Annotated in this window: 20 protein-coding genes; 10 read left to right on the top strand and 10 right to left on the bottom strand. The window is 70.5% G+C overall.

All coding sequences use genetic code 11. The features are described from left to right. Positions 1-319: 319 nt before the first annotated feature. Positions 320-1,198, top strand: coding sequence for a hypothetical protein (locus tag E2F48_RS13555; protein WP_133404483.1), 879 nt, complete (start codon positions 320-322; stop codon positions 1,196-1,198). A 30-nt stretch (positions 1,199-1,228) separates the two neighbouring features. Here the strand turns inward: E2F48_RS13555 and E2F48_RS13550 are convergent, their stop codons facing one another. Both E2F48_RS13550 and E2F48_RS13545 read right to left on the bottom strand, forming a co-directional pair. Further along, entirely contained in the window at positions 1,229-1,645 is a 417-nt protein-coding gene (locus tag E2F48_RS13550) for a DUF7793 family protein (RefSeq protein ID WP_133404482.1), read from the bottom strand. Beyond that, complete coding sequence (locus E2F48_RS13545) at positions 1,646-2,452, bottom strand: class I SAM-dependent methyltransferase (RefSeq protein WP_246018988.1); 807 nt, start codon at positions 2,450-2,452, stop codon at positions 1,646-1,648. A gap of 83 nt (positions 2,453-2,535) precedes the next feature. On the opposite strand from E2F48_RS13545, the gene E2F48_RS13540 reads away from it, so the two are divergent. After that, positions 2,536-4,065 (top strand): glycosyltransferase family 39 protein, encoded by a 1,530-nt coding sequence (locus tag E2F48_RS13540; protein ID WP_133404481.1) that lies wholly within the window; start codon positions 2,536-2,538, stop codon positions 4,063-4,065. Positions 4,066-4,097: 32 nt separating this feature from the next. After that, positions 4,098-4,643, top strand: a complete 546-nt coding sequence (locus tag E2F48_RS13535; protein ID WP_133404480.1) for a GNAT family N-acetyltransferase — start codon at positions 4,098-4,100, stop codon at positions 4,641-4,643. A gap of 7 nt (positions 4,644-4,650) precedes the next feature. Here the strand turns inward: E2F48_RS13535 and E2F48_RS13530 are convergent, their stop codons facing one another. Genes E2F48_RS13530 through E2F48_RS13515 form a run of 4 tightly spaced genes read right to left on the bottom strand, consistent with a single transcriptional unit; the run spans position 4,651 to position 7,659 of the window. Further along, the gene (locus E2F48_RS13530; protein WP_246018986.1) at positions 4,651-5,160 is read right to left on the bottom strand and encodes a GNAT family N-acetyltransferase; all 510 of its coding nucleotides are present in this window, start codon (positions 5,158-5,160) and stop codon (positions 4,651-4,653) included. Between the two features lie 23 nt (positions 5,161-5,183). Beyond that, entirely contained in the window at positions 5,184-5,615 is a 432-nt protein-coding gene (locus E2F48_RS13525) for a VOC family protein (RefSeq protein ID WP_133404479.1), read from the bottom strand. Between the two features lie 27 nt (positions 5,616-5,642). Beyond that, entirely contained in the window at positions 5,643-6,842 is a 1,200-nt protein-coding gene (locus E2F48_RS13520; RefSeq protein ID WP_133404478.1) for an acyl-CoA dehydrogenase family protein, read from the bottom strand. A 40-nt stretch (positions 6,843-6,882) separates the two neighbouring features. After that, the gene (locus tag E2F48_RS13515) at positions 6,883-7,659 is read right to left on the bottom strand and encodes an SDR family NAD(P)-dependent oxidoreductase (protein WP_133404477.1); all 777 of its coding nucleotides are present in this window, start codon (positions 7,657-7,659) and stop codon (positions 6,883-6,885) included. 132 nt (positions 7,660-7,791) lie between these two features. On the opposite strand from E2F48_RS13515, the gene E2F48_RS13510 reads away from it, so the two are divergent. The 4 genes from E2F48_RS13510 to E2F48_RS13495 all read left to right on the top strand — a co-directional run bounded on the left by E2F48_RS13510 (position 7,792) and on the right by E2F48_RS13495 (position 12,857). After that, on the top strand, positions 7,792-8,973 hold the full coding sequence (locus E2F48_RS13510) for a glycoside hydrolase family 76 protein (RefSeq protein WP_133404476.1): 1,182 nt from the start codon (positions 7,792-7,794) through the stop codon (positions 8,971-8,973). Between the two features lie 112 nt (positions 8,974-9,085). Continuing rightward, positions 9,086-10,135 (top strand): iron ABC transporter substrate-binding protein, encoded by a 1,050-nt coding sequence (locus E2F48_RS13505; RefSeq protein WP_133404475.1) that lies wholly within the window; start codon positions 9,086-9,088, stop codon positions 10,133-10,135. 27 nt (positions 10,136-10,162) lie between these two features. Beyond that, positions 10,163-11,728, top strand: coding sequence for an ABC transporter permease (locus tag E2F48_RS13500; protein WP_133404474.1), 1,566 nt, complete (start codon positions 10,163-10,165; stop codon positions 11,726-11,728). Positions 11,729-11,744: 16 nt separating this feature from the next. Continuing rightward, on the top strand, positions 11,745-12,857 hold the full coding sequence (locus tag E2F48_RS13495) for an ABC transporter ATP-binding protein (protein ID WP_185149820.1): 1,113 nt from the start codon (positions 11,745-11,747) through the stop codon (positions 12,855-12,857). A 24-nt stretch (positions 12,858-12,881) separates the two neighbouring features. Here E2F48_RS13495 and E2F48_RS13490 read toward each other — a convergent pair whose 3' ends face one another. Together E2F48_RS13490 and E2F48_RS13485 are read right to left on the bottom strand one after the other, a co-directional pair. After that, the gene (locus tag E2F48_RS13490; protein ID WP_133404473.1) at positions 12,882-13,466 is read right to left on the bottom strand and encodes a YdeI/OmpD-associated family protein; all 585 of its coding nucleotides are present in this window, start codon (positions 13,464-13,466) and stop codon (positions 12,882-12,884) included. A gap of 60 nt (positions 13,467-13,526) precedes the next feature. Continuing rightward, positions 13,527-14,729 carry an MFS transporter gene (locus tag E2F48_RS13485; protein WP_165968767.1) on the bottom strand — a complete coding sequence of 401 codons (1,203 nt, stop codon included), beginning with the start codon at positions 14,727-14,729 and terminating at the stop codon, positions 13,527-13,529. Between the two features lie 221 nt (positions 14,730-14,950). On the opposite strand from E2F48_RS13485, the gene E2F48_RS13480 reads away from it, so the two are divergent. The 3 genes from E2F48_RS13480 (at position 14,951) to tgt (ending at position 17,766) form a co-directional block, all read left to right on the top strand. After that, entirely contained in the window at positions 14,951-15,490 is a 540-nt protein-coding gene (locus tag E2F48_RS13480; RefSeq protein ID WP_120165723.1) for an NUDIX hydrolase family protein, read from the top strand. Positions 15,491-15,589: 99 nt separating this feature from the next. Next, complete coding sequence (locus E2F48_RS13475; RefSeq protein ID WP_133404471.1) at positions 15,590-16,441, top strand: DUF6707 family protein; 852 nt, start codon at positions 15,590-15,592, stop codon at positions 16,439-16,441. 47 nt (positions 16,442-16,488) lie between these two features. Beyond that, on the top strand, positions 16,489-17,766 hold the full coding sequence (tgt, locus tag E2F48_RS13470; RefSeq protein ID WP_133404470.1) for a tRNA guanosine(34) transglycosylase Tgt: 1,278 nt from the start codon (positions 16,489-16,491) through the stop codon (positions 17,764-17,766). 43 nt (positions 17,767-17,809) lie between these two features. Here tgt and E2F48_RS13465 read toward each other — a convergent pair whose 3' ends face one another. Next, on the bottom strand, positions 17,810-18,484 hold the full coding sequence (locus E2F48_RS13465) for a LytR C-terminal domain-containing protein (RefSeq protein WP_133404469.1): 675 nt from the start codon (positions 18,482-18,484) through the stop codon (positions 17,810-17,812). Then, positions 18,477-18,776: a type II toxin-antitoxin system VapB family antitoxin gene (locus tag E2F48_RS13460; RefSeq protein WP_120165727.1), complete on the bottom strand. Its 300-nt coding sequence runs from the start codon at positions 18,774-18,776 to the stop codon at positions 18,477-18,479. The genes E2F48_RS13465 and E2F48_RS13460 overlap by 8 nt, the downstream gene beginning before the upstream one ends.

The raw sequence follows: 18,776 nt of genomic DNA, 5'->3' as shown, positions 1-18,776 counted from the left end.
GAAGCTCCCGCCTGCGCCCGCGGTTCCTCCGACGGTGTCCGCGGCTCGGGACGGTTCCACTGGCCCGGGTGGCGCTGCGCACAAGATTCGGGCCCTGACCGCCGCGCTGGGAGCCGGCAGGGCACGCGGACGGCTGCGGCCCGCGACCGCGGTGCTGGGAATCGGCAGGGCACGCGGACGGATGCGGCCCGCGACCGCGGCGCTGGGAATCGGCAGGGCACGCAGACGGATCCCCTCCGCGACCGCCGTGCTGGGAGCGGGCGGGGCACGCCGAGGGGACCCGGCCCTGCCGGCCGTGTTCCGAGGCGGGCGGGGAAGAATGCCCGCCTGGACGGCCGTGCCGCGGGATCGCCTTGCGGCTGCTGCCGGCCACGTCGGGTCCTGGGATCCGGACCTGCTGCGCGCCGTCCTGGTCTCCTTGGCCGCGGCGGCCTGGCTCCTTGCACCGGGCGGACGCGGCTGGGATCCGTTCCAGTCCGGGCCGCCGCTGCCGGGGCCGACCCTGCTTCTTCCCGCCGCGGGCGCCCTGTGGATCCGGATCCTCATCGACCTCGCGCTGTGCGCCTACGTGCTGTACCAGTGGCTGCCCTCGCAGCGCCGGAAGGAGCGCCAGCGCCGACTCGGCTGGACCCTCGCCTCGGCCCTCGTGCTCCTCACCGCCGTCCGGCTGAGCGGCCGGGAGGAGCTGCAGACCCTGGCGGCGGCGATCGTCGTCCTGCTCCTCGGCGTCCTGCTGACCACCCTGGGCACGCTGAACCGCTACCCCGCGGAGGGTCGGATCGAAGGCGCGGCCGTCGATGTACCCCTCGGCCTGCTGTTGGGCTGGACCATCATCGAGACGGCAGTGCGCGCCGCCGCGCTGGCCGACCGGCAGGGGACGGACCTGTTCGACCTCGGCGCACAGACGTGGGCCCTGATCGCCGTGGGGGTGGTGACGGTCGGAACGGCGGTCCTGTGCAGTACGGGCAGAGGGCATCTCAGCGTCGCCCTGGCGGTAGTCTGGGGGCTCATCTGGCTCCTCTTCGAGAGGCTCTTCGGCGAACCCGCATCGGCGCCGGTCGCCTTCGCGGCCGGCCTTGCCGTCTTCCTGCTGCTGATCACCGCCGGTTCGCGGAGGCACCGGGTGGACCATGAGCGCCGGCGGCGGTTGCGTGCCCTCCAGGACGCCGCCCGGCCTCCCCTCAACCTCGCCGGATAGCACCGGAAGGCTGGACCTCAGTCCGGTGGCTCAGTCGGGCGGTTCAGTTGCGTCGGGCCGTTTGAGCCAGTCGAGGGCACGGTCCCTCGACGTGAAGAAATGCGTGGGGCACGGTGGGCTGTGAAGGCCGAGGAAGAAGTTCGCCAGGAGCCGGTCGACCGGAGAGGATCCCAGCAGCGCAATCCGTGAGGCGCCGCACGGGATGGAGAAGGTGCTGCGGGCTCCCCTGCTGACCGACCGGGTGGCCTCCATGTCGACGAGCATGGGGTGGGAGGTGTCAGCGCAGAGCAGATTGACGACGTCCATGGCTGCCCGCGCATCGGCCGAGGTGATGTGGATGCCGCGGTCCCACTTCAGGTGCAGGACGCCGTCAGGCCGGAGCTCAAGCGTGCCCTTCCCACCGTCGATCGGCAGCGGCGCCGTGGATTCTCCCGGCGGGGTTGCCATTCAAACTCCCTTCCGCGGCTGCAGCACCGCAAAGTAGCCGGGGATCGGTGTTGACTCGGCGGTCTCTGCTGGAACGGTATGGATGACGGCCGGTCCGTCGGCGAGAAGCTGCCATTGGTCGGCGGGGAAGGCGGCCCCGCGCTCGGTGGCGCCGAAGTGGCCGGGCCGCGGGAGCCCGGCGATGGCGCGCTTCAGGCCCGCCGGAATATACCCGGGGGCGGCCCCGAGCCGTTCGACGTATTCGAGGGAGCTGCCCGGAAAATTGGTTTCGGTGAGGAACACCCGGCCGCCGCGCACTGAGGTGCGGACATTGGCGGCCAGCTGTGCCCTCGACCGGGGCGGCAGGACATGGAGGACCCCGCGGACGAAGACATTGCACCCCCCGGGGTAGGGGGAGACTTCGGCGCCCGGTTCGGTGGCGTCAACGACGGCGAAGGAGACATTGGCCAGTCCCGCGGCCTCCGCCTCGGCACGGGCGATGGCGCTGGGAGACACATCGATGCCGAGCGCCTCGGGAAAGATGCCTGCCAGCCAGCGGGTGAACGACCCGTTGCCGCACCCGACGTCGATGACCGGCAGCGACGTGTCGAGGTGGGCCCGGAGTGCCTCGGCGTACTGCTCCCGCTCCGCATCGGAGGCGGAATCCCAGAGCACCTGTCCGCCTGCGCCCGTGGTCCGGATGTCCTTCCAGTACCCCTCCCACGCCCGATGGGGATCCCGGGGCGCCCGTGCAGCCAGCCACGCAATCCTCGGCACCAGCCGTGCCCGGTTCAGCAGTCGGACGGCCGCGCTATCTCCTTTTGTCACATGCGTCACTTTGCCACCTTGTCCGGAGTGCGGCCAGCCCGACCCGCCGGTACCGGGCCGGGCGGCAGGGTTAGGCTGGCGGGGTGATCACGCAGGCCCGGGCCAAAGCGGTGCGTTCCGGCGGCCCCGCGGAGCGCGGACCGGAGCTGCCGCCCCTCGCCCGCTTCCCGGTGTTCGCCGCAATGGCCGCACTCGGCGTGCTCCTCACTGCGGCCAGCTCGGCGTACGGCTACCACCGCGACGAACTGTATTTCCGGATGCTGCCCCCGGAGTGGGGCTACGTGGACCAGCCCCCGCTGACCCCGCTGCTGGTGAGGCTCTTCAGCGTCCTCGTCGCCGATGAGGTGTGGGCCATCCGCATCCCGGCAACGATGGCCGCCGTCGCGTCGGTCCTCGTGGTCGTGCTGATCACCCGGGAGCTGGGCGGCGGCCGGGCAGCCCAAGGGCTGTGCGCGTGGGCCTACGCCTTCGCGACGGCGCCGCTGCTGTTCGGGCATGTGATGCTCACCGCCACCCTCGACCTCGTGTTCTGGCCCGCCGTCGTCCTGCTGATGATGCGCGCCGTGCTGCGGGAACAGCCCGCCTGGTGGCTCGCGGCGGGCTCCGTCGTCGGGCTGGCCATGTACAACAAGCTGCTGATCGCCGGGCTGCTGGTGTCCCTGGCGGCTGGCCTGCTCCTTGCCGGCCCGAGGAAGGTGTTCCGCTCGGGCCGGGTCTGGGGTGCGGCTGCGCTGGCGCTCGCCATCGGTTCGCCGAACCTCTTCTACCAGACGGCGCATGGCTGGCCGCAGCTCGAGATGGGGGCGGCACTCGCGGAGAACAACGCGGCCGAAACCCGGGTGCTGATGTGGCCCTTCCTGGTCCTGGCGCTCGGGCCTCCCCTCGCCGCGGTCTGGGCTGCGGGTGCCATTGCCCTGCTGCGCCGGCCTCAGTGGCGGCCCGTGCGGTTCAGCGCCGCCGCCCTGCCCATCCTGCTGGCCCTGACCTTCCTTGCGGGTGGGCAGATCTACTACCCCTCGGGTCTGCTGACCGTGCTGTTTGCGGCAGGCTGCGTGCCCACCGCTGCCTTCCTGTCCGCCGCCCGGGCCCGGTGGCGGGCGCTCGCCGCGGGCGCCGTCGCCCTCAATCCGGCGGTCGCGGCCGTCATTTCCCTGCCGGTGCTGCCGGTGCCTACCCTGGCCGCCAGCCCGGTTCCGGACATCAACCAGGTGGCCGCGGACCAGGTGGGCTGGCCGGTGTACGTGGAGCAGGTCGCCGCCGTGTACCGCTCCCTGCCCGGGAAGGACGCCGAAGGGGCCGTCCTCATCGCGAGCAACTACGGCGAAGCCGGGGCGCTGGCGCGGTACGGACCCGCGCTGGGGCTGCCTCCGGCCTACAGCGGGCACAATGAGCTTCAGCTTCGTGGGAAACCACCGGACACCGGCGGCGCGGTGATCGTCGTCGGGGGCCAGGCTTCGCTGGCGCGCACCCTCCTCGATGACTGCCGGAGGGCCGGGGTGCTCGATAACGGTGTCGGCGTCGACAACGAGGAACAGGGCCAGGAAATTCTCGTCTGCTCCTCCCCTGCGTCCGGCTGGCGCGAGCTGTGGCCGTCCTTCGCCCACTACGACTGACAGTGGAACTGGCGGTAGAGGAGGATGGGCGTATGACACCGACTGCTGACCCCTGGCGTTCCTCCGCCGCAGGGGCCGGGGACGTCCGGCTCGTGCGCCTGCCACCGGCCGCCATCCACGCCCTGGCCGACGGCGACCTCGCCGCCGCGCAGCTTCGAACTCCCGCGGTGCTGACGGAGCATCTGGTCTCCAGCGGCTGCCGTGCCGTCTGGAGGATGCGCAGCCGTCAGCTCCTCACGTCCCCGGCCGACGCGGACTGGATCACCCGGCTCATCGTCGATGCCGCCGGGAGCACCGTTGGGCGGGCGGGCTTCCACGGACCGCCCGCCGACGGGAGAGTCGAGGTTGGATACGAGGTGGATCCCGGACACCGGCGGCGCGGCCATGCCCGGGCGGCCCTGACGATCCTCCTCGACATCGCCGACGCCGAACCCGGAGTACACGCGGTCCGCGCCTCGGTCCGGCCGGACAACCTGCCCTCACAGCGCCTCGTCGACTCCTTCGGTTTCCGGGCGGTGGGCCGGCAATGGGATGAGGACGACGGATGGGAAACGGTGCTTGAACTCGCCCTGGCCTGACCTGGGCCTACACCAGCGGGCGGCTGAGCACCATGCGGGGCCATCGGGCCAGGCCGGCGGCGGCCTCGTCGGCCACGATCTGAAACAGGCCGGGCTCCAGGGCGTCGTCCGGCACGTCGTGGAAGTCCAGGCGCCGGTAGTACGGGGCGTTCCAGGGGACCTCGTCGAAGGTGGTCAGCGTGAGGTTTACCAGCCCCTGCCCGCGGCCCCAGTCCGCAGCGGTCTCGAGGAGGCGCCGTCCGATCCCTCGCCGGGCGCGGGAGGGGTGCACGCTGACCTGCTCGACGTGGGCGTCAGCGCCGACGCGCTTTACGAGCAGGTAGCCCACCGGGGAGCCGTCGGCGTCGACGGCGGCCCAGGCCCGGCCCTCCGCCTGGAACTCGGCGAGCTCGTCCACCGACAGCGGCTCGTCCTCGGCGATCTCCGCCATGCCGAGCGCACGGAACTGCTCCCCCGCTGCCCGTTCAATCTCGCGGAGGGCCTGAAGCTCGGCGGGTGCCGCGCTCCGGATCCGCACCCCAGACGGCTCGGCGTCCGGTGTCAGGGGTGCCCCGGCTTGGGGTCGAGCTCCTGGAAGAGGGTGAGCTGGAGCCCTGCCGGAGCGTCGAGCCGGGAGTTGAGCGAACGCCAGGGCGTCTCACGAGGTTCGGCGATCAGTTCGGCTCCGGCCTCGACGAGGCGGTGCGTGGTACCGGCGGCGTCGTCCACCTCAAAAGCGATCCGGATCCGCGCGCTCGGCCGGCCCTCCGCCTCGACGCTGTCAATCAGTCGCACCTGCGCGGGATTCGATAGTTCGAGGGTGGCACGGCCGGCGTCGAGGATGCTCACCCGGGCGCCGTCACCGCCCTCGTACGCCTCCTCCTCGGGCATGCCCAGCACGTCCCGGTAGAACGCCAGCGCCGCGTCGTAGTCCTCCGCACGCACCACGACCCGCAGCTGCCGCACCGGACTGGCGGGCTCCTTCTCCGTCATGGCCGCAGTCTAATCCTCTCTTCAGGCTCAGACGATGGCCGAAAGCCCGGTGAGGGCCCGCCCTACAATGAGGGTGTTGATCTCGTAGGAGCCTTCATAGGTGTAGATGGCCTCGGCATCGGCGAAGATCTTCGCCATACCGTAGTCCGTTACGATCCCGTTGCCGCCAAGAATACTCCGCCCAAGGGCGACCGTCTCGCGCATGCGCGCCGTCGTGTAGGACTTCGCCAGGGCCGCCTGGGGCATGCCCGGTCCCTCCGGGGTGCCCGCCGATCCGGCGCCGTCCTGCAGCTGGGCGATCCGGACCATGAGCGCCAGGCTCGCCGTCGTATTGCCGAGCATCGTCACCAGCTGGTCCTGGATGAGCTGGAAGCTGCCCAGCGGGCGGCCGAACTGGTAGCGCTCCAGCGCGTACCGGCGCGCGACGTCGTATGCGGCCAGCTGCTGCCCCACCGCCTGCCATCCCACCAGGATGCGCGAGCCGAGGAGCAGGCGCCGGGTGTCGGAGAAACTGTCGATCCCCTCGAAGCGGTCGGCTTCGGCCACCCGCACGTCCTCGAGGAGAATATCCGCGTTCTGCACGGTGCGCAGGGCGATCTTGTTCTCGATCACGGTCCGGGTGACCCCGGGCAGGGTGGCGTCGAGGATAAAGCCGCGCACCGCCGACGTTTCGGTGTCGCGCGCCCACAGCAGCATGTAGTCGCAGAAGGTCCCGTTGCCGATCCACCGTTTGGCTCCGTTGAGGATCCAGGTGTTTCCGTCGCGGGTGGCCGTGGTGGCCATCCCGCCGGCGATGTCGGATCCGTGCTGCGGCTCGGTCAGGGCGAACGCCCCGGTGATGCGCAGGTCCATGGCCGCCTGGAGGAGCCGCCGCTTCTGGTCCGCGGACCCGAACTGGTGGAGTGCCTCGACGAAGAGGTCGTGGTGGACCATGAAGAAGGTCGCCAGGGAGGTGTCGGCGCGCGTCATTTCCGCGATGATCATTCCGCCGAAGAGGTGGCTGTAGCCCTGCTGCACCGGTGTACTCAGTTCGAGTGCCGCAAGCTTCGGCAGGATATCGTGGGGGAACTCGGCGCGGTTCCACCAATCTCCCGCCGACGGCGCCACCTCCTTGGCGAGGAAGTCGCGCACGTCGTCAAGCTTCGCCCGCTCGGAGTCGCTCAGCAGCGATTCGAAGCCGAGGAAGTCCGCGGCCGGAAGATTACTGGTGTCGAACCGGCTCTCCATTGAGCAGTCCTTTCGGTTGGCGGCCGAGGCCGGGAAGGAGTTACCGCGGACCCATGCGGATGGCGCCGTCGAGCCGGATGGTCTCGCCGTTGAGCATCTGGTTCGCAATGATCGAGGACGCCAGCGCGGCGTACTCGGAGGGTTTGCCCAGCCGGGAGGGGTGGGGCACCTGGCTGCCGAGGGAGTCCTGGGCCTCCTGCGGCAGGCCCGCCATCATGGGGGTCTCGAAGATGCCCGGGGCGATGGTGACGACGCGGATCAGGTGCCGGGCGAGCTCCCGCGCCAGGGGAAGCGTCATGGCGGCGACCCCGCCCTTGGACGCCGCGTAGGCGGGCTGGCCGATCTGGCCGTCGAAGGCCGCGACGGAGGCCGTATTGATGATCACCCCGCGTTCCGGGGAACCTCCCGAGCCTTCCACGGGCTCGACGGCGGCCATCGCTTCGGCCGCGAGCCGGATAACATTGAAGGTGCCGGTGAGGTTCACGGCGATCACCCGCTCGAACTGCTCGAGCGGCAGCACCCCGTTCCGGCCGATGACCTTCCCGGGGGTGGCGATGCCCGCGCAGTTCACCAGGACCCGCAGGGGCGCCCGCTCCCCCGCGGCGGCAACCGCGGCGCCGACCTGGGCGGCGTCGGCGACGTCGGCGGGGACGAACTGCGCGCGCGGGCCGAGCCGGCCGGCGGCCTCGGCCCCGGCGGAGGAGGGAAGGTCAAGGAGGACGACGAAGGCGCCCTCGTCGATCAGCCGCTGGGCCGTTGCCAGCCCCAGCCCGGAGGCCCCGCCGGTGACCAGTGCCGCCGAACCCGCTACATCCATGAAGAGCCCCCTGAAGAAATGTGCATGCTGCTGATTCAGCGTACTGTGATGGCGCCCACACCGCATCCGAAGCGGGCTTTCTTGGGCAGAATGCTCAATCCGCAAGCGGTGCCGGTTGGTTAGGGTGGTCTTATGCTCACCCCGCCGGACTCCGCCGGGCCGGACACGCCCGCGTCCCGGGCGCAGGCGGCCGCCGAGAGCGTCGAAGCCCTCTTCGCCGCCCGCGCGTTCGGCCTGCCCGGCACCCGCCTGGGCCGGATCGCCTTTCCCCGTCCCGGAGGGCGGGGCCCCGCCTGGCACTACTGGTGGCAGGCACACTATCTCGATGCCCTCCTCGACGGGCACCTGCGCCTGCGCACCCGGGACCCGGCAGGTGCGGACGCCGCCCTGCGGTGCGCGGTGCGGCTGGCCCGGGGCATCCGGTTGCGGAACGGGGTGCGGTGGACAAACTCCTACTTCGACGACATGGCCTGGCTCGCGCTTGCCCTCCAGCGGCTCGACGGCTGCCTGATCGACTCCGGACGGCGCCCCCGCCACGGGCGGGCCCGAGCCGCCCTCGGGGCGGCGCTGCGCTCGGCGGCCACGCCGGAGTTCGGCGGAGGGGTCTACTGGAACACCCGGCGCGATTTCAAGAACACCCCGGCAACAGCCCCGGCCGCCCTTTTCTTCGCCCGCTCAGGCGACCGGGAGCGGGCCGCGGAGCTGCTGGCCTGGCTGCGCCGCCGGCTGTGGGACGCGGAGTCGGGGCTCTACCTCGACGGCATTCAGCGCACCGCCGAGGGCGAGAAGCTGAAGCGCGCGGTCTACACCTACAACCAGGGGCCCGTCCTGGGTGCCCTGACCTCCCTCGGTGACGGGCACAACCTGCGGCAGGCGGAGTCCCTCATCGCCGCGGCGCAGGCCCGACTCACCACCCCGGAGGGCTCCCTGCGCACGCACGGCTCCGGTGACGGCGGTCTGTTCACCGGCATCCTCGCCCGCTACCTCGCAGAGGCGGCGCTCGCACCGGGGCTGGCCCCGCATGCCGCCGGGACCGCCCGGAGCCTTGTCGAGGCGACGGCGGCCGCCCTGTGGGAGGGGCACCGCAGCTTTGGAGGCGCGCGCATCTTTCCATCGGCTCCCGGGGCGGCCGCCGCCCCGCCGGTCGACCTCTCGACCCAGCTCCAGGCCCTGCTGGTCTTCGAGGCCGAGGCGCGGATCGACCGGCACCAGGCCGGGCCCGCGCTGTCTTCCCGGGGATCCCACGCAGGTACGAGGCCGGAAATAATTACGTCACACGAACGTGACGAAAAAGGTGTGATTTCCGACACCTAAGTGGTGAAATAGGAATAAGTTAGGACATGCTTACCTGTGTGTGAGGGTATTCACTTCAGTCCCCCCGGTCCAGCCCAGCCGCTGCCGCCCGCCGTTTTGTTGAAAGGCTCCAATGATCTTCAGTTCCAAGCAGGTTCAGCCCGCCGCACTCACGGCCGCCCTGCTTCTCGCCCTGACCGCCTGCGGCTCGGGAGCGGCCTCCGAACCCGCCGCGGGAGAGGGATCGGATTCGGCCGCCGAGCTGACCGTCTACAACGCGCAGCACGAGTCGATGACCCAGGCCTGGGTCGATGAATTCACCAAGGAAACCGGGATCGAGGTGACGGTCCGCCAGGGCAGCGACACCGAGATGAGCAACCAGATCCTGCAGGAGGGCGAGAAGTCCCCCGCCGACGTGTTCATCACCGAGAACTCCCCGGCCATGACCCAGGTCGAGAACGCCGGATTGTTCGCGGACATCCCCGCGGCCGTCCAGGAAAACGTCCCCGCGGAGTACCGTCCCACCACCGGCAAGTGGACCGGCGTCGCCGCCCGCTCCACCCTGTTCGTCTACAACCCGGAGAAGATCTCCGAGGCCGAGCTGCCGACGTCGATTATGGACCTCGCCGACCCGAAGTGGGCCGGACGCTGGGGCGCCGCTGCCGGGGGCGCGGACTTCCAGGCCATCGTCTCGGCCATGCTCGAACTTGAGGGCGAGGAGGCCACCGCCGAGTGGCTCGCCGCCATGAAGGACGGCGCCAAGATCTACCCCAAGAACGGCGCCGCCATGAAGGCAGTGAACGCCGGCGAAGTCGATGCCGCCGTGATCTACCACTACTACTACACCGCCGATCAGGCTGGCACCGGTGAGAACTCGAGCGACCTCGAGCCCTACTACTTCAAGGGCTCCGACGCCGGAGCGTTCGTCTCGATCTCAGGTGCCGGGGTGCTGAAGTCGTCCGACAACCAGGACGCGGCCAACCAGTTCCTTGAGTTCATCACCAGCAAGGAAGGCCAGGAGACCCTGAGCACCGGCAGCGACTACGAATACCCCGTGAGCGCCGAGGTCACCCCGCGCGAGGGCCTCGTCCCGCTCGCCGAGCTCGAGGCGCCCACGGTCGATCCGGCCAAGCTCAACGGCGAGAAGGTCGTTGAACTGATGACCGACGCCGGGCTCCTCTAAGGGGCGGAAAGGCGCAACCGGGCCGCCATGGCCACATCCCAGCGGATCCGCGAAACGGCGGGCAGGAGCCTCGGCTCCCGCCCGCCTTTCGGCGTTTCCGCGACGGCCGTACTCGTCACCCTGGGGACGCTGATTCCGCTTGGGTTCGTGGTCGCGGTCACCGCCACCACCGGCTGGGAGACCGCCGTCGACCTGATCGTGCGGCCCCGGGTGGGTGAGCTGCTGTTCAACACCATCGCCCTGGTCGTCCTGACGGTTCCGGCCTGCATCGTCCTCGGGGTGGCTGCGGCCTGGCTCGTCGAGCGCACCGACCTCCCGGGGGCGCGTACCGCCTCCCTGCTGTTGGCCGCCCCCCTCGCCGTGCCGGCATTCGTCAACAGCTACGCCTGGGCCGGCACCGTCCCGTCGCTCTCGGGCATTCCCGGCGGCGTCCTGATCTCCGTGCTGAGCTACTACCCGCTGGTGTACATCCCGGCGTCTGCAATGCTGCGGCGGCTCGATTCCGGCCTGGAGCAGTCGGCGGCCTCCCTCGGAATGGGCCCCTGGCGGGTCTTCTTCCGTGTTGTCCTCCCCCAGCTCCGGCTGGCCGTCGGCGGGGGCGCCCTCCTGGTAGGCCTGCACCTGCTGGCCGAATACGGCGCCTACTCCATGATCCGCTTCGACACCTTCACCACGGCGATCCTCCAGCAGTTCCAGTCGACCTTCAACAGCGCCGCCGCGAACATGCTCGCCAGCGTCCTGGTGGTTCTATGCCTGCTCCTGCTGCTGGCCGAGTCCGCGGCCCGCGGCAACGCCCGCTACGCCCGGATCGGGCCGGGGGTCGCTGCGGCTCCGGCCGCCCGGCCGCTGGACCGGTGGAAGCCCGCCGGGGTCCTGTTCGTGCTGGTGCTTATTGTGCTGGCGCTGGGGGTGCCGCTGGTCAATGTGATCCGCTGGCTCATCGCGGGCGGCAGGGCGGTCTGGGAGGTCGACGAGCTCGCCACCGCCCTGTTCCAGACCCTCGGGTACGGCGTCACGGGGGCCGCTGTCACAGTTCTCGCCGCGTTCCCCATCGCGTGGCTCGCCGTGCGCTACGGCGGCAGGTTCGCCCGGTTCCTCGAGAGCAGCAACTACATCACCAGTTCCATGCCGGGGATCGTCGTGGCGCTGGCGTTCGTGACGGTCACCATCAACTTCGCCTACCCGCTCTACCAGGAGACCCCGGTCGTGATCGCGGCCTATGCGCTGCTGTTCCTGCCCCGGGCCCTGGTCAACCTGCGCGCCGGGTTCGCCCAGGCCCCCCGGGAGCTCGAGGAGGCCGCCCAGGCGCTGGGCACGCGTCCGCTGGGCGCCTTCGTTCGGGTGACCCTGCGCCTGACCGCCCCGGCGGCCGCCGCGGGCGCCGCACTGGTCTTCCTCGCCGTCTCCACCGAATTGACCGCCACCCTGGTGCTGGCGCCCTCGGGCGTCACGACCCTCGCCACCCGGTTCTGGGCGCTCAGCTCCGAGATCGACTACGCCGGGGCCGCCCCGTACGCCCTGCTGTTGATCCTGCTGTCCCTGCCCATGACCTACCTGCTGTACCGGCAGTCCCAGAAGGCGGTCGGCCAGTGAGCGGGGACGGCACGGCATGACCACCTCCCCCCTGCTCCCGGCCGTGAACCACCTCGAACTGCTGGACATCACCAAGTCCTTCGGCAGCACCCCGGTGCTGCGCGGGCTGACCCTGTCGGTACAGAAGGGCATCACAACGGCCATCGTAGGCCCGTCCGGATCCGGAAAGACGACGCTGCTGCGCATCATCGCCGGCTTCGACTCCCCCGACTCGGGCGTCGTGGAGTTCGACGGCGGCGTCGTCGCGGGCGGACCCGGACACGCCGTACCGGCCCACAAACGCAATATCGGCTACGTGGCCCAGGATGGCGCCCTGTTCCCCCACCTCTCGGTCGGCGAAAACGTCGCCTTCGGCCTGGACCGCCGCGCCTTCGGGCGCAGGGCCGCCCGTGCGCGCGTCGCGGAACTGCTCGGCATGGTCTCGCTCGATGCCGGCTACGCGGACCGCCGGCCGGACCAGCTCTCGGGCGGCCAGCAGCAGCGGGTGGCGCTGGCCCGGGCGCTGGCCCGGGGGCCCTCCCTGATGCTCCTCGACGAGCCGTTCTCCGCCCTCGACGCGGGCCTGCGGGTCGCCACCCGCAAGACCGTCGCGAAGACCCTCGCCGAAACCGGCGTGACGACCATCCTCGTCACCCATGACCAGTCCGAGGCGCTCTCCTTCGCCGACCAGGTCGCCGTAATGCGCGGAGGCGTCCTGGCGCAGGTGGGCAACCCCTTCGTCGTCTACACCCGCCCGGCCGACCGGGCGACGGCGGAGTTCCTCGGCGACGCCGTCATCCTCGAAGCCCACCTTCAGGGCTCCCTGGCCATGTGCGCATTGGGCGGCATCCCGGTGCGCCGGCCCACCTGCCAGGGCAGTGTGCAGCTCATGCTGCGCCCCGAACAGATCCGGATCGCCGAGGACGGTAATATCCGCGGCACCGTCGTGGAGACCGACTTCTTCGGCCCCGAGGTGACGGTGAAAATCCGCCTCCACGGCAGCGCAGGGCCCGCCGGGGACGGCGTCAATGGCTTCAACGGCATGGACGGCCAGACGGTCACCATCCGGCACTGGAACGCCGCCATGGCGCGGGTGGGCACCGAACTGCGCCTCCGCGTGGTCGGCGAGGGCGTCGCCTTCCCGGCGTAGGCCCGGCGCGGCGGCGCCGCAGCCCTACCGCTTCTGCGGGTACGGCGTTTCCCCGCGCTCGAGCATTCCCACGAACCGTTCGACTGCCCGCTGCCGACCCGCCGGGGTGTGCACCTGCCCGAGTCGGAAGATCAGGGCATACCGGTTCTGGGAGGACAGCCCATCGAAGGCCGCCTGAGCCCGGGGGCTGGCGGACACCGCGGCGGCGAGGTCGTCCGGCACCACCGCCGTGGCCGGGCCTGCGTACGCGCGGTCCCACCGCCCGTCCGCCCGTGCCGCCTCCACCGCAGCGAGGCCGGCAGGCCGCATCCTCCCCTCGGCTGTGAGCCGCTCGATGGAGGTGCAGTTGCGGATGGACCAGATGCTCTTCGGCGTGCGCGGCGTGAACCGCTGGAGGTAGCTCTCCGCGTCCCGGCCCCGCCGCTGCCCGTCGATCCAGCCGAAGCAGAGCACCTCGTCGAGCGCCTCCGCATAGGTCAGGGTGGTGAGCGTGCCGCCCTTCTTCGTCAGGATCAGCCACACCCCCGGGGAATCGGCGTGCTCCGCCTCGAGCCACTGTGTCCACTCCCGGACGCCGGGGAGGAGCAGTTCGGGCAGATCGTCGGCCATGGCGCAACCTTATGCGCGACCGCCGGGGAGCGCCAGCAAGGCTCCTGTCCGGCGCCGGCGTCAGCCGACCGTGAGCCGGAGACGCTCCCTGCGCCCGCTTATGACGTCGGTGGCGACGGCGAGGACGAGGACCGCCGCCATCAGGACGATCAGCGCAACCGGCAGGAGGCTGAGCCCGACATTGTCGAGCAGCAGCCCTCCGAGAAGCGCACCGCTGGCGATGCCGATATTGAAGGCCGTCGCCTGCAGCGCGGCTGCGAGATCACGGATCCGCGCCGACGCGGTGCGCAGCATGCGCGTCTGGATCATGGCGGGAAGCCCCCCAAAGGCGGCGCCCCACACGACGATGGCTGCCAGGACGACGCCGGTGTTCCCTGCCGCCGCGATAAGCGTCCCGACCGCGGCAATAACGATCAGCACGGCAGCAGCGAACCCCCTGCGGGGGAAGCGGTCGGCGGCGTAGCCGGCCGCCGCCAGCCCGATGATCCCGGCACCGCCGTAGAGGAACAGGACGAGCGCCACGGAGTCCATGCCGAACGTGGATACCTCGGTCAGCCAGGAGGCGATGTAGGTATAGAACGCGTTCTGCCCGGCCAGCAGGACGAGGATGACGGCGCACAGCAGGAGGACAGGCTTCAGGCTCGGCTCGCGGCGGAACCGCACCTCCTCTTCACCGGCCTTCCGCTCCACGAGGTGCCGGATCGGCGGTAGGAGGGCGACGAGGATGGCGGCCAGCAACACGGCAACGACTCCGATTGCGGTGAACGCCACCCGCCAGCTGGAGGCGTTGCCGACCGCCGTGGAGATGGGGACACCGAGCACGAAGGCTGCAGTGACGCCACCGGAGGTGAAGGCCACCGACTTGCCCAACTGCTGGGCCGGCACAAGGTGTGCGGGGTAGGCGGCCACCACGGCCCAGCAGAGTCCGAGGGCCAGGCCGCCGAGGATCCGGGCCCCGACGAGGAAGGCGTAGGTCGGGGCGAGGGCCGCGGCGAAGTTGGCGGCGGCCATGATGAGCAGGATCACGACGAGCAGTTGCTTGCGCGGGTACCGCCGGGTCAGTGCTGACAGGGGCGTGGTGGCGACGACGACCGTGGCGGCGAAGATTGTGACCAGGTAGCCGGCCGTCGAGAGCCCGACGCCCAGGTCGCGCGCCATCTGCGGCAGGAGCCCCGTGGGCAGCAGCTCACCGGTGACCGCGACGAATCCGACGCCGGCGAGGGCCAACAGTCCGGCGTAGGGAAACGGTGCCGCGGCAGTCACCCGCGGAGAGGAAACGGACAAAGGGAAACCAATCGTTTCGAAGTCAGGCCCCCCGTACCTTTCGAAAGAGATTCTAGGTCCTGGCCCGCCCGGAACTCACGACCCGAGGCGCATATTAAGCGGCCACTCCAGCAGCCGCGGACAGTCGCCCGCGTTCAGCCAATGGCCGAAGGAGAGCGCGCCGCTGTCTTCCGGGGCCGTTCCTGCTATAAAACTTGGTTATGAATGTGCGCACCCCCGACCCCAATCCAGGCTGGCTCTCCGAAGAGGATCTTTACGAGGCCCGCCGCCGGCTCCCCATGGTTTACGTGGAGGCGATCCCGGTCCGGTGTGATGCCCTGGGCTACGTCAACGAGGTCGGGCTGCTCCTGCAGGCCAACGCCGAGGGTGAGATGGTGCGCACCTTCGTCTCCGGGCGGGTGATGTACCGGGAGACCATCCGGGCCGCTCTCCTGCGCCACCTCGAAAAGGACCTCGGCCCCCTCGCCCTGCCCCAGCTTCCGCCGTCGGTGCTGCCGTTCACCATCGCCGAGTACTTCCCCTCCCCCTCCGAGACCGGCCTGACCGACGACCGCCAGCACGCCGTCGCCCTGGCCTACCTGATCCCGGTCACCGGGGAGTGCAGTCCGCGCCAGGACGCCCTCGAGCTGTCCTGGCTGACGCCCTCGGAAGCCCTCAGCCCCTCCATTCAGGCGGAGCTGTCGGGCGGCCGCGCGGACCTGCTCCGCCAGGCCCTGGCCCATGCCGGCTGGGGCCGCTAGTCGGGCTTCGGGACGCCGTTCCCGTATCTTTATCTAGGCACAGGTCAGCGGAACGCCCTGATGCCACACGCGGGGGCAGCTGAGCGAGGTACGAAAAAAGTGGAAAAAGACACTCTCCAGGCACGGCCCGTCGCGGCCGAGGTCCTCGCCGCCGGCCAGCGCATTGCGCTTCCGGACGGCTCCGGCTACGTCGAGGTGGGCAGCGTCGACATCGAGTCCGACGACTTCGGCGTTCCCGCCGTCGTCGTCGCCACCCTGGCCGGTGGGCGGACGCTGCGCATCGCCAGCGGATCGGTGGTGTCGGTCGAGGCCGTGGGAGGCGCCCCGCTGGTTCCCGCGGTGGCGGCCGACGACGGCTCGCCCGAGGAACTGGTGGCCCAGGTCGCCGCACTCCACCCGGGCAGCGACCGGATCAGCGAGCTGGCCGAGCGGCTGGCGCGCGGGATCAACTTCAAGTCCGGCTCGAACCTCCAGGACCTTCACGACCTCGCGCTGACCCTCTTCGTCGACCGGGGCGACACCGACAGCGCCCTGAGGACGGCGGACCTGCTCACCGACCTTGGGTTCGACGGCAACTTCGGACGGTGGAAGTGGATCGAGAGCGCGCTGGCCATGGCCGCGTACCTGACCCGGGACGACGAGGCGCGCTCGGCGGCGTACTCCGTGGCGCTGCGGGTGGCCGATGAGTCCGAGACCGACCCGCTGCGCGCCAAGGTGAACGCAGCGGTGCGGCAGCGCCAGCTGAACAACCCCAACCTGTACGACCCGGAGATCCTGAGGGCCACCGCCGCCGGCAACCGGGCGGCCGAGAAGGACTGGCGGGTGCTGCGCTTCGGCGTCCTGCTCTATCTGCGGGCGCACGGCGGCTCCGAGACCCTCAGCCGCGACGTGCTCGACCGGCGCATCGCCAACGAGCTCAGCGCCGTCGCGGGCCTCGCCAGCGCCTCCTGAGCCGCACCGCGGACGGGAGGACCCGCGGTAGCTGGCAAAATGGACAGGTGCATCCACAGTCCCAGCAGTCGTCCTTCTCGTTCACCGTCGGCACCCGGTTGGAGGAAACCACCGACCGCCCCGACGGGCAGGGGCGGCGGCACGGCCGTACCGGGGTGATTTCGACGCCGCACGGACAGATCGCCACGCCGGCGTTCATCCCCGTCGGCACCAAGGCGACCGTCAAGTCCGTCCTGCCCGAGTCGATGAAGGACCTCGGCGCCCAGGCGCTGCTCGCCAACGCCTACCACCTGTACCTGCAGCCGGGTCCCGACATCCTCGACGAGGCCGGCGGCCTGGGCGCCTTCATGAACTGGCCGGGGCCCACCTTCACCGATTCGGGCGGCTTCCAGGTGATGAGCCTCGGGTCGGGGTTCAAAAAGGTCATCAACATGGACGTCCCCTCCGGGTCCGAGGCGGCCGGCGCCGACGACCGGGTGGCGGCCGGGAAGGAACGCCTGGCGCACATCGACGACGACGGCGTCTGGTTCAAATCCCACCTCAACGGCGACCGGCACCGCTTCAGCCCGGAAATCTCAATGCAGGTCCAGCACCAGCTCGGCGCCGACGTCATGTTCGCCTTCGATGAGCTCACCACGCTAATGAACTCGCGCGGCTACCAGGAGGAATCGCTGGAGCGCACCCGGCTGTGGGCCGAGCGGTGCATCGCCGAGCATGAGCGGCTCTCCAAGGAGCGCAGCCACCGGCCGTACCAGGCCCTCTTCGGCGTGATCCAGGGCGCCCAGTACGAGGACCTGCGCCGGAAGGCCTCCCAGGACCTCGGCTCCATGAACTTCGACGGCTTCGGGATCGGCGGGGCACTGGAGAAGGAGAACCTTGGCACGATCCTCGGCTGGTGCAGCGAGGAACTGCCCGAGGACAAGCCGCGGCACCTGCTGGGTATCTCGGAACCGGACGACCTGTTCACCGGCATCGAGAACGGCGCCGACACCTTCGACTGCGTCTCTCCCACCCGGGTCGCGCGGAATTCGGCGTTCTACACCCCCGACGGCCGCTGGAACCTCTCGAATGCGCGCTTCCGGCGCGACTTCACGCCGCTCGTCGAGGGCTGCGACTGCTACACCTGCACCAACTACACCCGCGCCTACATCCACCACCTGTTCAAGGCGAAGGAGATGGTGTCGGCGACCCTGATCTCGATCCACAACGAGCGGTTCGTGGTGCGGATGGTCGACGACGCGCGGGCCGCGATCGCGGACGGGACGTTCTACGAGCTCAAGGCCGAGGTCCTCGGGCGCTACTACGCCTCGGCCCCGGCACGCTGATCCCGAAGGGCGGCAGGAGCACCCCCATGGGCAGCGCCAGGCCTCATTTCGCGGGCGCGGGCGTCGGCGCGGGCGTCGCCGGCGCGAAGCAGACGAGGCCTCCGGGGGCCTTGTCGACGCTCTCCGCGGGGGCGATCGCGGAGAAGCCCGAGCCGAGGACGATGTCGATGGTGCGCCCCTTGCGCTTGTCGACCACATAGACGGATTTCGGGATGGTGCGCTGGAGGGTGAAGGCATTGGCCTTCCCGTCCGGGCCGGAGACGACAATGGCAGTCATCCCGGTGGGGTCGACGCTCCGGTTGCCGACCTCGGCGACCACGAAGGCGCGCTCCCGCAGCTGGCCCGCGGCGGTGCCGGCCAGGCCCTCGATGTCGGTGCTGTTGTACACATTGACGGTCACCGAGCTGGGGTCCTGGTAGTCGAAGGGGCCTGCCGGGCAGGTTTCGGTGGGCCGGGGCGTGGGCTCGAGTGCGGCGATGCGGATGTCCCCGCGGTTGATGCCGACCGCGGTGAAGGCCGCGGCGCCGAGCAGCCCCACCAACAGCAGCAGGACGACGCCGTGGCGGATCCGTTTTGAGGTGAGGGCGCGCCGGTCCCGCTCCTCCGCGGCGAACACGGCTCCGAGGTCGGTCTCAGTGACGATCCGCTGTCCGTGCCACTCCGTCGGGTCCCTGCGGGCGCGGGCCCGGGCACGGCGGCCCGAAGGCTCCTCAGCCATCGATCACCAGCACCCGCGCGTGGAGGATGGTGCGCTGGTGAAGGGCGGTGCGGACGGCCCGGTGCAGCCCGTCCTCAAGGTACAGGGTGTCCTGCCACTGGACGACATGGGGGAAGAGATCCCCGAAAAACGTTGAATCCTCGGCGAGTAGGGCCTCGAGGTCAAGCGTGGTTTTTGTCGTCACCAGTTCGTCGAGCCGGACCTGCCGGGGAGGCACCTCAGCCCAGTCTCTTGGGGACACGTGTCCGTGGTCCGGGTAGGGTCGGCCATCGCTCACAGCTTTGAAGATCAC

This window comes from Arthrobacter crusticola (assembly GCF_004357995.1).
Classification (GTDB): domain Bacteria; phylum Actinomycetota; class Actinomycetes; order Actinomycetales; family Micrococcaceae; genus Arthrobacter_D; species Arthrobacter_D crusticola.
Note: the sequence above shows the minus strand (reverse complement) of the source record. Positions and strands in the feature narration are given on the sequence as shown.